Annotated in this window: 11 protein-coding genes and 1 pseudogene; 4 read left to right on the top strand and 8 right to left on the bottom strand. The window is 38.3% G+C overall.

All coding sequences use genetic code 11. The features are described from left to right. Nucleotides 1–198: pseudogene (locus V7266_RS12070) on the top strand (AEC family transporter); the annotation flags it as partial. Nucleotides 199–264: 66 nt separating this feature from the next. Here V7266_RS12070 and V7266_RS12065 read toward each other — a convergent pair. Next, entirely contained in the window at nt 265–1,170 is a 906-nt protein-coding gene (locus V7266_RS12065) for a LysM peptidoglycan-binding domain-containing protein (protein ID WP_335468128.1), read from the bottom strand. Nucleotides 1,171–1,667: 497 nt separating this feature from the next. On the opposite strand from V7266_RS12065, the gene V7266_RS12060 reads away from it, so the two are divergent. Continuing rightward, nucleotides 1,668–2,681, top strand: a complete 1,014-nt coding sequence (locus V7266_RS12060) for a LacI family DNA-binding transcriptional regulator (protein WP_335468127.1) — start codon at nt 1,668–1,670, stop codon at nt 2,679–2,681. Nucleotides 2,682–2,750: 69 nt separating this feature from the next. Here the strand turns inward: V7266_RS12060 and V7266_RS12055 are convergent, their stop codons facing one another. The 3 genes from V7266_RS12055 to nagA form a co-directional block, all read right to left on the bottom strand. Continuing rightward, nucleotides 2,751–3,473 (bottom strand): GntR family transcriptional regulator, encoded by a 723-nt coding sequence (locus V7266_RS12055; protein WP_335468126.1) that lies wholly within the window; start codon nt 3,471–3,473, stop codon nt 2,751–2,753. A gap of 79 nt (nt 3,474–3,552) precedes the next feature. After that, nucleotides 3,553–4,290: a glucosamine-6-phosphate deaminase gene (nagB, locus tag V7266_RS12050; RefSeq protein ID WP_335468125.1), complete on the bottom strand. Its 738-nt coding sequence runs from the start codon at nt 4,288–4,290 to the stop codon at nt 3,553–3,555. Between the two features lies 1 nt (nt 4,291). Continuing rightward, a complete protein-coding gene (gene nagA, locus V7266_RS12045; protein ID WP_335468124.1) occupies nt 4,292–5,485 on the bottom strand; it encodes an N-acetylglucosamine-6-phosphate deacetylase in 1,194 nt (397 codons plus the stop codon). A 224-nt stretch (nt 5,486–5,709) separates the two neighbouring features. Here nagA and nagE point away from each other — a divergent pair, with 224 nt between their 5' ends. Both nagE and V7266_RS12035 read left to right on the top strand, forming a co-directional pair. Beyond that, nucleotides 5,710–7,599, top strand: coding sequence for an N-acetylglucosamine-specific PTS transporter subunit IIBC (gene nagE, locus V7266_RS12040; protein WP_335468123.1), 1,890 nt, complete (start codon nt 5,710–5,712; stop codon nt 7,597–7,599). 219 nt (nt 7,600–7,818) lie between these two features. Further along, nucleotides 7,819–8,604, top strand: a complete 786-nt coding sequence (locus V7266_RS12035) for an SDR family oxidoreductase (protein ID WP_335468122.1) — start codon at nt 7,819–7,821, stop codon at nt 8,602–8,604. 60 nt (nt 8,605–8,664) lie between these two features. Here the strand turns inward: V7266_RS12035 and V7266_RS12030 are convergent, their stop codons facing one another. The 4 genes from V7266_RS12030 to V7266_RS12015 form a co-directional block, all read right to left on the bottom strand. After that, nucleotides 8,665–9,741 (bottom strand): Gfo/Idh/MocA family protein, encoded by a 1,077-nt coding sequence (locus V7266_RS12030; RefSeq protein WP_335468121.1) that lies wholly within the window; start codon nt 9,739–9,741, stop codon nt 8,665–8,667. A 44-nt stretch (nt 9,742–9,785) separates the two neighbouring features. Beyond that, on the bottom strand, nt 9,786–10,994 hold the full coding sequence (locus tag V7266_RS12025; RefSeq protein WP_335468120.1) for a SpoIIE family protein phosphatase: 1,209 nt from the start codon (nt 10,992–10,994) through the stop codon (nt 9,786–9,788). After that, a complete protein-coding gene (locus V7266_RS12020) occupies nt 10,994–11,839 on the bottom strand; it encodes an alpha/beta fold hydrolase (RefSeq protein ID WP_335468119.1) in 846 nt (281 codons plus the stop codon). The genes V7266_RS12025 and V7266_RS12020 overlap by 1 nt, the downstream gene beginning before the upstream one ends. 201 nt (nt 11,840–12,040) lie before the next feature. After that, the gene (locus V7266_RS12015) at nt 12,041–13,024 is read right to left on the bottom strand and encodes a glycoside hydrolase family 43 protein (RefSeq protein ID WP_335468118.1); all 984 of its coding nucleotides are present in this window, start codon (nt 13,022–13,024) and stop codon (nt 12,041–12,043) included. Nucleotides 13,025–13,134: the final 110 nt, after the last annotated feature.

Here is a 13,134-nt window from a genome sequence, read left to right as displayed (position 1 = left end):
GCTTTATACTTATTCCTTCCATACGGCCAGATGTTTCGATCTACACTCTTAATTGGTCTGCTGCTGCCGTGTGCAGCATCTGCCCTGACCTTTGCAGTTGAATTTAAATATAGTACTACTCGTTTAATCGCCATTATATCAAATATCACCATTTTAATTAGTATCGTCATATTGTATATTTTTGCTAACTTTATTTAAAGTTAATTCATAAAAAAACTGCAACCCTCTATACAAAAAGGGTTGCAGTTTTTTATATTGGATATGTTAGTTTATTATTGTTACCTTTACTTGTTTTACTCCAAAATTGATTGCGTCATGTTCAGAGGGAATAAAGATATCAATTCGATTACCTTTAATAGCTCCGCCAGTATCTCCAGCGACAGCTTCACCGTAGCCTTCCACATAAACTTTACTGCCAAGCGGAATAACAGATGGATCAACTGCGATTACTTTAGCATTTGGGTCTGCTTTTAGGTTAATTCCAGTAGCCGTAGTACCAGAACATCCCTCACACGATGCCGTATAGGCAGTTGCTTTCACTGTAATTTCCTTTGAACTTGTATTACTTGTGGGTGCAGCTGGTGCCGCAGGTGCACTTTTTTCTGAACTTGTATTACTAGTTGGTGCAGCTGGTGCCGCAGGTGCACTTTTCTCTGAACTTGTATTACTCGTTGATGCAGCTGGTGTCACTGGTGTACTTTCCTCTGAACCTGTATTACTGGAGGAAGCAGCTGATACTGCAGGTGCACTTTCCTTTTGGGATTGTGCAGCAGGTATAGCCTCTTTTTCTGTTACAGCACTATTAGTAGTATTTATACTATTAAAGATTAGTAGATTTAATCCAGGATGGATGAGATCGGTATGTAATTCATTCCACTCTTTAAGTTGCGAAACTGTTATATGATTATTCATAGAGATGTCCCATAATGTATCACCTTGTTTAACAATATGTTGTTTATCCGGTGAAATGTTTAGGATATCTCCGGGGTGGATAAGGTCAGTAGTAAGTTGATTCCACCTTTGGATATTTGCTAATGTTATATTATTTTCACGTGAGAGATCCCACAGGGTATCCCCATTTTGTACTGTTAACGTTGCAGCCTGTACATTAGCACTTACAGTTACCGAGAGTACAGCAACTGCTAAAATCGTTATCATTTTTTTAAGCATTTCTTTTACCCCCATGTTCTTTGGTTGCTAATTTTTTAATAATCGTAACATAGATATTTCTGAAACAAAGAACAGGGAGATGTTAAATCGTTTACATTCGTAGCATATATATTACAATAATATTTCTAAAAAAATTGAATATTCTATTTATATTTGAAAAATAGGGGATGTAGGAAAAGGAGATTGTGAAAGAACAACATCTGCTACTTTCTGAAGCTGCCATCAGCTCGAACTCACAAGCCAAACCGTCCAAAAGGTTAGAGATCAAGGGTTTTACAAAGATTCATAAGGCAACTTATACAGAACTCTTCTGAGATATTGAGCATTTTACAAAAACGCTGGAAAGAAAATTTTCTAAGAGTTAATATAAAAATATGTAAAATGTTTACGTTAACATTTAAAAAAATGAAGAATTAAGCTGAAAGGCTATAATAGTCATGATGCATAGGATCACATGGTAAAATGAAAAGCGGAAGGTTAATAAAGGGTGAAGAAACATGGTCACAATTAAAGATATAGCGAAACTGGCAAATGTATCCCATACGACTGTCTCCCGTGCCTTAAATGACAGTCCGCTTATAAAGCCAGGAACTAAAAAAAAGATACAAGAAATAGCTGCTCAGCTAAACTATATACCTAACTTTAATGCGAAGAGTCTTGTCATGCAAAAGTCTTATACGATAGGCCTATTCTTTACAAGTATCTCAAATGGTACATCACCTAGTTTCTTTGCCGACACGGTAAAAGGTGTTAATAGTGTGATTAATGAAAATTATAACTTATTTGTAAGAGGGATAGATGATTATCATGACTTTTCATCGATCAACCATAGACGTTTCGACGGGATTATTCTAATGAGCCAAAGTGAAGTCGATAATGCCTTTATCTATCATGTACTTAATCAAAAGATCCCGATTGTTGTAATTAATAGAGAGGTCAACGACCAGTCTATCATCAATATTTTATCAAACGACCGGGAAGGTTCGTGTCATGCAGTAAAGTATTTGATTGAAAAGGGCCACATAGATATTGCGGTTATTGAAGGGATTAAAGGATTTAGGTCCTCTTTGGAACGGAGAGAAGGATATTTAAAAGCATTAATTGATGAGCAGATTCCAATTCGTAATGAGTACATTGTTAACGGAAATTATGATATGGAAAGCGGATATAAGGCGATGGGAAAATTATTAGACTTAAAGAATCCGCCAACAGCCGTCTTTTGTTCTAATGACGATATGGCCGTAGGAGCTCTTAATGCTGTATTTGCAAAGGGATTAACTGTCCCGGAAGACGTATCGGTAATTGGCTTTGATGATATTCAATCTGCGCAATATACAAATCCTTCCTTAACAACGATAAAGAAGCCGATTGAAAAAATCAGCAAACTTGGGGCAGAAAAAATCTTGGAAGTGGTTGAACATCAAGAAATGAAAGGTGAAAAGATATTGGTTGAAACGGAGTTAATTGTAAGAGAATCGGTTTCGACGATATGGAAGTTAAGAAATAACTAATAAAATATACGGATTTTTTAACGAACGAAAAAAAAGCCAAAGTCATGATTCTTGGCTTTTTTATTGTAGTTACCGTTTCATTTCAATCATAAATTTATACCGATCGGCACGATAAGATGATCGAACATATTCAACAGGTGTTCCGTTTTTTAAAAAGGTTTGTTGTTGAATCAACATGATGGGAGAGCCTTTTTTTATTTTTAAAAACTTGGCCTCCACCTGATTAGCAATCGATGATTCAATGACTTGTGAAGCATGATCAATTTGAAAATTTAATTGTTCTTCAATAAAAGCATATACTGATTTTTTTACAATCTGTTCCGTTAGACCTTTAACAAGGTTGGCTGAGATATAATTTGATTCTAAGGCCATTGGGACGTCATCAGCTAACCGAATACGTTTAATTTCATAAACGGGTCCATGTTCTAAAATACCGAGCTGGCTGGCGACTTGACTAGTTGCAGGAATAATTTCAAAGGATATTAATTGACTCCCTGGTTTGAGCCCTCTAGCAACCATATCTTCTGTGAAGCTTCTCAATCGATGAAGTGGCTGTTCTATTTTTCGCTCCGAAACGAAAGTACCTTTTCCTTGGATTCGGTGAAGGTATCCATCATTCACAAGTTGTGTTAGCGCTTGTCTCACCGTCATCCGACTAATCTGATATTTTTCAGCATACTCTCTTTCCGGAGGAATGGAATCACCAGGTCTTAACTCACCCTTATCAATTAATTCCTTTATAAGCTCTTGAAGCTGATAATATATTGGGATGGGGGAATCCTTTTTTATCATTCTCCTCTTTACTGCATCCTTTCTTTTTATACTTAGGAAACGGTCTGCTTTCCTTTAAAAGGACACAGAGAGGAAGTACTCAACTGTGAACCTTTAAACCAGCAATGGCAGCCTTATCTGCAATAATTGTAACATATGGATGATTTTTGAGCACGGATGCTGGGAATCTTTCATCCACATTCTCTGTCAAAAGTCTTCTCAGTGCTTCTCTTTTTTCCTCTCCAGAAACGAGTAATAGAATTTCTTTGCTTTTCGTAATGGTAGCAATTCCCATTGTAATTGCTTTTATAGGAACTTCCTCCAAACTGTTAAAAAATCTTGCATTAGCTTGTCTTGTAGAAGGAGCTAGCTGGACTACATGGGTTTGAGAGTGGAATGATGTTCCGGGCTCATTGAATCCAATGTGGCCATTTGCCCCAATTCCAAGAATTTGTAAATCAATTCCTTTGTATTTAGTAAGTAAATCCTCATAGAATTCGCATTCTTTTAAGACATTATCGACAGTTCCACGTGGAACAAACGTGTTACTCTTTTGAATGTCAATATGATTAAATAAGTTATCGTTCATGTAATAACGGTAGCTTTTTGGATTCTCTCCGGACAGTCCGACATATTCGTCTAAATTAAAGCTCGTAACCCCTTGATAGGAAGTACCATTCTTCTGGTGATCAGCAATTAAATTTGAATAAATTCCCATTGGGGTACCCCCTGTTGCGAGTCCAAGCTTGATTTTTGGAGATTGAGTCACTTTTTGAATAATATAATCGGCTGCTATTTTACTCATATCTTTATAATCGGTGGCTTCAATAATCTTCATGTTATTTTCCTCCTTTAATGTAGGCAACTTTTCCGCGGCATATGGTCATATAGACATCGAAGTTTTCGTCGAGAAGGACAATATCAGCATCTTTCCCCACGGAAATGCTGCCCTTACGATCAAAAATATGCAGCTGCTTTGCCGGATTGACAGCAGCCATTTCAATAGCCTCTTCGATATGACAGCCAGTGAAAGATAAAATGTTTTTAACCCCTTGACCTAATTTTAAAATACTTCCTGCAAGGGTTCCGTTACTCAGGAAGGCTCTTCCATCCTGTACGATTACGTCCTGTCCGCCCAAATCGTAATTTCCATTTTTTAGACATTTCGCCCGCATCGAATCGGTTATTAAAATAATTCCTTCTTTTCCCTTTTGTTTGTAGGCGAGTTTTACCATCTCTGGATGAACATGTACTCCATCTACAATGAGTTCTGCTTTTAACTCGTCTTTTAAGAATGCTGCCCCTACCACACCTGGTTCACGGTGATGCAGCCCAGTCATTTGATTGTACAGGTGAGTAACATGATTTACTCCTGCATCGATGGCTTCCAGTACTTGTTCATAGGTTGCATTCGTGTGACCGATGGAGGCAATCATTCCATTTGCTTTTAAGTATCGGACCAACTCAAGACCACCTGGCTGCTCCGGTGCCAAGGTGACAATTTTAATGGTCTGGTTAGCAAGCTCTTCCCACTTTTTAAACAACTCCAGATTTGGATTAATAATATGCTGAATGGGTTGAGCTCCAGCCTTTTCCTTATTTACAAAGGGCCCCTCAAGATGGATTCCAAGTACTTCTGCCTTTCCTGGAGGCTGAACTTCACTGATGTATTTTCCGGCATTTATTAAGGCCTCTTCAATTTGTTTTTCTTCCTGGGTCATGGTGGTTGCTAAAAAACTAGTAGTCCCTTCTCCAGGCAGTGCCTGTGTCATGGTATCCAAAGCTTCTTTCGTAGCATCCATTGTATCTGCACCATTCGCCCCATGGATGTGAACGTCGATAAAACCAGGAATAGCTTTTAAGGATAACGGAACGTTGAGAACCTCATATTCTTCCTGCAAGGAAAGATGATCAGTATTGCCTATTTCCATTATTTTTTGATTTTTTATTTTAATATAGCCGTGTTCAATCCATTGACCATCAGAATATATGCGAATGCCCTTGAGCAAAATAGGTTTAAAATTCGTAGTCATTTTTCTTACATCCTTTCTAAACATCCGTAATTTTATCATCCCTAAGTTATAGATGTCTATACCAATTTTTGCGAGAAAAATATAATGTCTACTTATATTTTATCCTATTCACTTGGTATTTTCCAGTAAATTCAATATTTATTGGTATAGACAACTATAAGGGTTTGATGGTATTATGGGCACTGTGAATAAAAAACGCTTTCAAAAAAGAGGAGAGATTTCTAATGTTAGGATTTTTACAGCGTATTGGAAAAGCCTTAATGCTTCCAATTGCCGTTTTACCAGCAGCCGGGTTGTTGTTACGTTTTGGCCAGCCGGATCTGCTGAATATTCCATTTATCGCAAATGCGGGTAATGCCGTTTTTTCTAACTTGGCATTAATTTTTGCAATTGGTGTGGCAATGGGGTTTGCAAAGGACAATAATGGGGCAGCCGCTTTAGCAGGTGCCATTGGTTATTTGGTTTTAACACAAGGAACCCTGGCTATTGATAAAGACATCAATATGGGGGTTCTTGGCGGAATTCTTACGGGAATTATCGCAGGACTTCTATATAACCGTTTTCGTGATATTAAATTACCTGAATGGCTAGGATTCTTTAGTGGAAGACGATTTGTACCGATTATAACCTCCATTACAATGGTTATTATTGCAGGAATTGCGGGATTTGTTTGGCCGCCAATCCAAGATGCTATAAATGGAGTGGGTAACTGGATCATTGGTTTAGGTGCCATTGGAGCAGGTATCTTCGGATTATTAAACCGTTTGTTAATTCCACTAGGTCTTCACCACGTCTTAAACAGTTTGTTTTGGTTTCAATTTGGGACATTTGAAGGTAAATCAGGGGATATCGCTCGTTTCTTTGAAGGCGACCCAACCGCTGGAACTTACATGACAGGATTCTTTCCAATCATGATGTTTGGCTTGCCGGGGGCTGCACTTGCGATGATTGCGGCAGCTAAGAAGGAAAAAAGAAAATCGATAGCCGGTATGTTTATTGGTGTAGCACTAACTTCTTTTCTTACAGGTATTACAGAACCAATTGAATTTTCGTTCATGTTCATTGCTCCGCTGTTATATGGAATTCATGCCGTACTAACTGGTCTTTCTTTTGTAATCGTCACCATGTTGGGGATTAAAGATGGTTTTACCTTCTCGGCTGGGGCAATCGATTATATATTGAACTTTAATATTGCTCAAAAACCGTTACTCTTATTATTAGTTGGTTTGATTTACGGAGTTATTTATTTCGTTATTTTTTATGGTGTCATTAAAGCATTTAACATTAAAACACCTGGTCGTGAAGACGAGAAAGATGGATCCGTGGAGAAGGAAACAATAGAAATGGCTGCGGGAGCAGATAAATACGAAACGATGGCGTATCACTTTATAAATGATATTGGCGGTAAAGAAAATATTACTAACATTGATAACTGTGCCACACGTCTTCGTTTAAATGTTAAAGATATGGATAAAGTTAGAGATTCTTCGTTAAAATCACATGGTGCCAAAGGCATTATGAAGCTGAACAAAACAAACCTTCAAATTATTGTGGGAACCGAGGTTGAGTTTGTAGCGGATGCCATGAAGAGATTGGATACAAATACAATTACTATTCCTACTGTGCAAGAGGTGACAACTTCTGAAGATCCAAAATATTTACCGTTAACTGAACAAGATTTTGTGATGCCAATTGAGGGAGAGATTATTTCTATCACGGAAGTCGAAGATCAAGTTTTTTCACAGAAAATGATGGGGGATGGCTTTGCCATTATTCCTGCAAAGGGTTCGGTTGTTTCTCCTGTAGATGGAGAAGTAATGAATGTCTTCCCAACGAAACATGCCGTCGGAATTAAATCTAAACAGGGATATGAGATCTTGATTCATATTGGTTTAGATACCGTCAATTTAAAAGGAGAAGGATTTACCGTCCTCGTAAAAGAGGGAGATTCCATCAAAAAAGGTCAGGAAATAATAAGATTTGATTTAGAAAAGATTAAGAAATCTGCAACGTCTACTGCTTCTCCGATTATTTTTACAAACTTAACGAGATTAAATATTAAGAAGCTAGGGATGATTTCGCAGGGTGAAAAGGGTATTATTTCCATAGAATAATTGTTAGACAGAAACAAATGCGATAAGTGAATTAAGACTAAATTCTTATAGAGATAGAAAAAGTGAGGCAGGAAATGATCCTAATGATTTCCTGCCTCTTCTTTTAATTGAATTGAATTGGCTGAAATACTGTAAATAAAAAGGGACTGTTTCTCCTAGTTTTAAAATCTCTAGGATGGATATAGTAATATACATCATCATTTAAGGAGGCTTAAATACGTGGAGAAACTACTTCAAAATCAAGTTGCTTTTGTTACTGGAGCCGGATCAGGGATAGGCAAGGCTGCTGCTATAAAGCTTGCACAAAATGGAGGAAAGATTGCTCTAGTAGATTTGCATAAAGAAAATGTGGAAGAAGTTAAAAATCAAATTGAGGAAATGGGCAGTGAAGCACTTGTCTTGGAGGCCAACGTGTCTCATCCCGAGGAAGTAGAGACCTGTTACAAACGAACGGTTGATCAGTGGGGAAGGGTAGATGTTGTCTTTGCTAATGCTGGCATTAACGGGGAAGTAACCCCCATTGAAGATATGAATCCGAAAGATTGGGACCTGACGATTTCCAATAACTTAACCAGTACCTTTTTAACCGTAAAATATGCCATTCCTCATTTAAAGAAAAGTGGAGGAAGTATTATTATTACTAGTTCCATAAATGGAAATAGGGTCTATAAAAACTTTGGGATGTCTGCCTATAGTACATCCAAAATTGGCCAAATGGGATTTGGGAAAATGGCCGCCCTTGAGCTTGCTAAGTATCGAATTAGGGTCAATATTGTCTGCCCGGGTGCTATAGAAACAAATATCAATGAGAATACCTGGAAAGATAAAGAGAAATTAAAAGAAGTTGAAATTCCCGTTGAATATCCCCAAGGCAGCCAGCCGTTAGAACACGCAGCAGGAAAACCTGAACAAGTGGCCGACCTGGTTCTTTTCCTTGCTTCCAGCCAATCCAGCCACATTACCGGAAGTGAAATCTTTATTGATGGAGCAGAATCTCTTTTATAATCATAAACCGATATTTGTAAAAATGCCCACTTACAAGTGGGCATTTTTAATAGAGTAAGTTTAGTTAGCCCAGGGTTGACGTACAGTCCTGACTAATTCTGAAGAACGAATAGCTTTTTCCATCATAATTCCTAAATACTGATCCTGTGAAGCTTCGGGAAGGCTATAAAAACTGGGGCCACCCGCTATATATTCTCCCATTTTCTTCAAGCAGGAAGCAATAGCTATTTCATCATCATAAAGCCTTGCTGGGATAAAGGGATTTCGATACACCCAATGTTCCCCTGCCATGATTCCATCAAGATAATAGCCTTCCTGGTTTTCCTCTTCCCCTTTATTAATGCGCTTTAAATCCAAGTGAACAGGCATAGAATAATCAGCCAGGACATTCAAATGGTTATCGGAAATTTCCCCATGACTGCCACGAACGGATAGATGATTGGAGCGAATCCAAGAACGATGCTGGTCCTTTGTAAAATCATAAATGCCTAACTTTTGAGTATCAAATTTCAGCCAGACTAAGTCTCGCTCTGCTATGATCATTTTTTCTTCCTTTGGAGGGCCGCTCCGGTCTGGACCTGTTACGATCGGAGCTTCAAATCTCATTCCTCTAATGGCGGCATCCTCAAAGCCTATTCCGAGCATTTTCCGCATCAAGCTTACAGCATGATAAAAGTGGGAAATAGAAACAGTGGCTTGTGTGACATTCCCTAGTCTTCCAGATTGAATGATCGAAAGTCTTGCCTGCTGGGCCGGATGCAGATGATATTGTTCGGCGACCTGTATTTTGGCCCCTTTACAAGTAAGCTGCTCGTGGAGAGTGATTAAGCCATCTATGGTTGGGGCTGGCGGAGTTTCAGCTAATACGGGAATCCCGAGTTCTCCTAATTGCAATAAATATTCAGGGCATGCTGAACCACTAACGGATACTACTACAAAGTCAGGATGTTCATTTTTCAACAGTTGGGTTACATTACGGTAAGTGGCTGTCTTCCACTTTTGTTCTAATAATTGCCCTCTAGCCTCATCCCTTACAACCATTCCACATACACGAAATTGGTCTGGAAGCGCCTGGGCGATTCTTAAATAATATTGTGCTCGGAAGCTAGCTCCACCAATAATACTAAATGAAATCACCGTTTATTACCTCATTTTTATTTTTCTATATAGGTTATTTATGATTATTTTAAGTCAATGAGAATAAAGCATTCATCATCGCTTTTATGATAGACATTTTTTTCGTTAGTTAGAGACTGTAAGATTTCCTCTTTCAGTTTAAATAAAGGTAATGATATCGTTTTCCTTAATAAAGGGGCTAAATGGTTTGAAGCAAGAGGATCAATACCATCAGTGTAGAGAAGCAGTCTGCCTCCCTTACTAAAGGTAAAGGTTTTAGTTTTAAATTCTACACCCTCAAAGGTTCCAAGTGGCGGTGCTGTAGAAAGTAATTCATATTGTTTTCCGTCAGAGTCCTGCCATAAGGCAGGGGGATGACCCGCATTGACATAATCTATTGTTTGGCTCTCTGTATCAATTAAAAGAAAGATACCGGTAGAATAGTGCCTAGCTTCCTCATTGTTTTGAAACAATTTGTGAAGGTGGCTATCCAATTCTTTCATTACCATATCAACTTTAAACCCTGCTGAAATTAATCTTTGAAAAAGAGATTGAAGAGTCATTGTAATTAAGGCTGAAGATATACCGTGGCCCATAACATCAAGCAGGATGATTCCATAGCGATGCTGATCAATATGATAAATACCATAGATATCACCGGATAATTCACCAGAGGCATTATAGAATACTTCCATTTGAACCTTTTCATTGTTAATGGGATCGGTTAGTGATGTTACTTGAATGATTCTAGCAAGCTCCAACTCTTTTTTTGTTTCTATCTTATATTTTTGATTTTGGTTGTTCAGTTCAAGTAGCTCTTCCTTTTGGATTTTGAGCTTTTTAAGGGTAGCCTCTAATTCTGCATTCGCTTTATGCTTTGCTTTTAAGGCCTCTTCGGTTTCCTTTTTTGCTAGAAGCAATTCATTTTCATACTCGTTTCTTTTGCGCATCGGGATAAGAATACACTCAAATTTAGTAGTCTCTTTTACTCTTCTAGAGAGAGCATTGATAAGAACGGGAATCTCTTCTCCTTTACTGGACTCTAGTGAAATATACATTTCCTCAACCCGGTGTTCAATTTTTAAAAGCGTAAAGAAATAGAATTGAAAGAACAGCCGGGCAGGGACAGTCAGGATAGAATTGACATGCTGCCCTGTTATTGAATCTTCGGTGTAATCAAGTATCTTGAGCAATGTTTGATTAATGGATAATATCACTCCATCTTCTGACAGAGTTAGAAATCCACATGGTGCATGATTCAACTGTTCGTCCATTAAATAGGCTCTCCTCTGCCTGCCAGACTGACATCAACAGCTGCCAGGCTTAGGTATTGGCGGATTAAATGGATTGTCTCCTCGGGATGGCTCATATGCGGACAATGTCCCGTTGCATCCATGTATTTCAACATACTATTAGGAAGATGCTGATGAATATATTCTCCCACCGTTAAAGGAGCAATAATATCATTTGAACATTGTAAAATAAGTGTTGGTACCGTTACTTTTTTTAAGTCGCTGCGGTTGTCTGCGAAAAAAGCAGCCTCCGCAAATTGACGTGCAAAAATAGGGTCAGTGGAACAAAACCGTTCTTCCAGCTGATGTTTAATCTCTTGACGCTCTGGATTATTTGTCACCGTCGAGGCAAAAACATTCGCCCAGCCTATGTAATTTTTCTCCATCATATCAATTAAACCTAAAAGCTCCTCTTTTTCAAAGCCACCATAGTAATGCGGAGGGTCATTTAGGTAGCATGGAGAAGGGCCAATCATAACAAGATGAGAGAAGTATTCAGGATGACTCAATGATGCCAGCATACCAATCATACTTCCAACAGAGTGTCCAACAAAGACAATGTCTTTTAAATCTAATGCTGAACAAACATCCAATACATCTTGTGCGTATCCTGCAAGACTGCTATATCTTTTCGAGTCATAAGCAAGTATGTCTGAACGGCCTAAACCTACATAATCAAATAAAATAATTTGGTAATCGTTTTCGAACGCTTCGGCAACTGACTTCCAAACCGTTTGGTCACATCCAAAGCCGGGAGCAAAAATAATTGATTGTTTACCATGGCCTTTTACCTTCACATTATTCCGAGATAAGATATCCTGGTCCATCCTGATGCTCCTTTCTAGCATTATTTTCTATATATATCATATCACTTCCCTTCCTAAAAATGGTGTTTTCTCGTATAGTACTAATGGCCTCACTTTAAAAGTTTGTTACTTTGAACACTGTTCCTAGTATTTTTTTGTGCGTAAAAGCGAAAGGCCACTCTAAAGAGATGGCCTTTGATTACTTACTTTTTATGACAACCTTTATCCTTTATAAGGGTCTATCGTTTGGATGGTACCATCCTCGTTATAGTTTAGTTCTGTAAATTTTACACAGCGTTTGTGGTCAATTCCATCCGATAATGAACAATCATGATAAAATAAAAACCATTTATCCTTATATTGAACAATCGAATGGTGGGTGGTCCACCCTATTACGGGAGTTAGGATAATCCCTTTATAAACAAATGGTCCTTGAGGGTTTTTACTCATGGCATATGCAATACAATGCGTAGTTCCAGTAGAATAAGAAAGATAATAATGATCCTTATATTTATGGACCCATGGGCCCTCAAAATATCTCTTTTCCTCATCCCCAGCAAGAATTAAATTTCCCTCTTCGTCTATGATGGAAATTTCCTGAGGTTCTGCTTTAAAGGTAAGCATATCTTCACTTAATTCTGCTGCCATGGGTCCTAAAGCGGGTTCTGTATCAGCAGGGCCTTCATCATCAGGAAGAAAAGTACCTGTGCGCCATTTCTCTAATTGACCTCCCCACAGTCCGCCAAAATACATGTAGGCCTTTTGGTCATCATCCACTAGAACAGCCGGATCAATGCTGAAACTGCCAGGAATGTAATCTTTTTCTGGTGTAAAAGGACCGGCAGGGTTTGAGCTTGTCGCGACACCTATTCTAAAAATATCGTTATGGTCTTTGGCAGGGAAAAATAGATAATATTTATTGTTTTTATAAGCTGCATCGGGTGCCCACATCTGTTTCTTTGCCCATGGGACATCCTTTACATGTAACACTTGCCCGTGATCAGTACAAGGAGAATTAAAATCATCTATAGACAGGACATGATAATCTTCCATTGAATAGTGTTCCCCTTCATGAGTTGAAGGTCCATCATGATCAAGGTCATGGGAAGGATAAATATATATTTTGCCTTCAAAAACATGGGCAGAAGGGTCAGCTGTATACATATGTTTCACTAGTGGTGTATTAGGTTTTATAATTTTATCCATTTTTTATTCCCCTTGCTATTTAAGATTTTAACTCTGTTATAAGAAATTGTTGTGTATTATCCTCTGTTGATTGGAGCGGAGGGTGCTCGAATCCTGTGGGAGTACGGGGC

This window comes from Neobacillus drentensis (assembly GCF_036965645.1).
In the GTDB taxonomy this organism is placed as follows: Bacteria; Bacillota; Bacilli; order Bacillales; family Cytobacillaceae; genus Neobacillus; species Neobacillus drentensis_D.
Note: the sequence above shows the minus strand (reverse complement) of the source record. Positions and strands in the feature narration are given on the sequence as shown.

Bases quoted from the DNA above. Each gene is read 5' to 3' on its own strand.
- nagE (WP_335468123.1), top strand. From the start codon at position 5,710: ATGTTAGGATTTTTACAGCGTATTGGAAAAGCCTTAATGCTTCCAATT.
- nagB (WP_335468125.1), bottom strand. From the start codon at position 4,290: ATGAAGATTATTGAAGCCACCGATTATAAAGATATGAGTAAAATAGCA.
- V7266_RS12055 (WP_335468126.1), bottom strand. From the start codon at position 3,473: ATGATAAAAAAGGATTCCCCCATCCCAATATATTATCAGCTTCAAGAG.
- V7266_RS12060 (WP_335468127.1), top strand. From the start codon at position 1,668: ATGGTCACAATTAAAGATATAGCGAAACTGGCAAATGTATCCCATACG.
- V7266_RS12065 (WP_335468128.1), bottom strand. From the start codon at position 1,170: ATGCTTAAAAAAATGATAACGATTTTAGCAGTTGCTGTACTCTCGGTA.
- V7266_RS12020 (WP_335468119.1), bottom strand. From the start codon at position 11,839: ATGGACCAGGATATCTTATCTCGGAATAATGTGAAGGTAAAAGGCCAT.
- nagA (WP_335468124.1), bottom strand. From the start codon at position 5,485: ATGACTACGAATTTTAAACCTATTTTGCTCAAGGGCATTCGCATATAT.
- V7266_RS12025 (WP_335468120.1), bottom strand. From the start codon at position 10,994: ATGGACGAACAGTTGAATCATGCACCATGTGGATTTCTAACTCTGTCA.
- V7266_RS12015 (WP_335468118.1), bottom strand. From the start codon at position 13,024: ATGGATAAAATTATAAAACCTAATACACCACTAGTGAAACATATGTAT.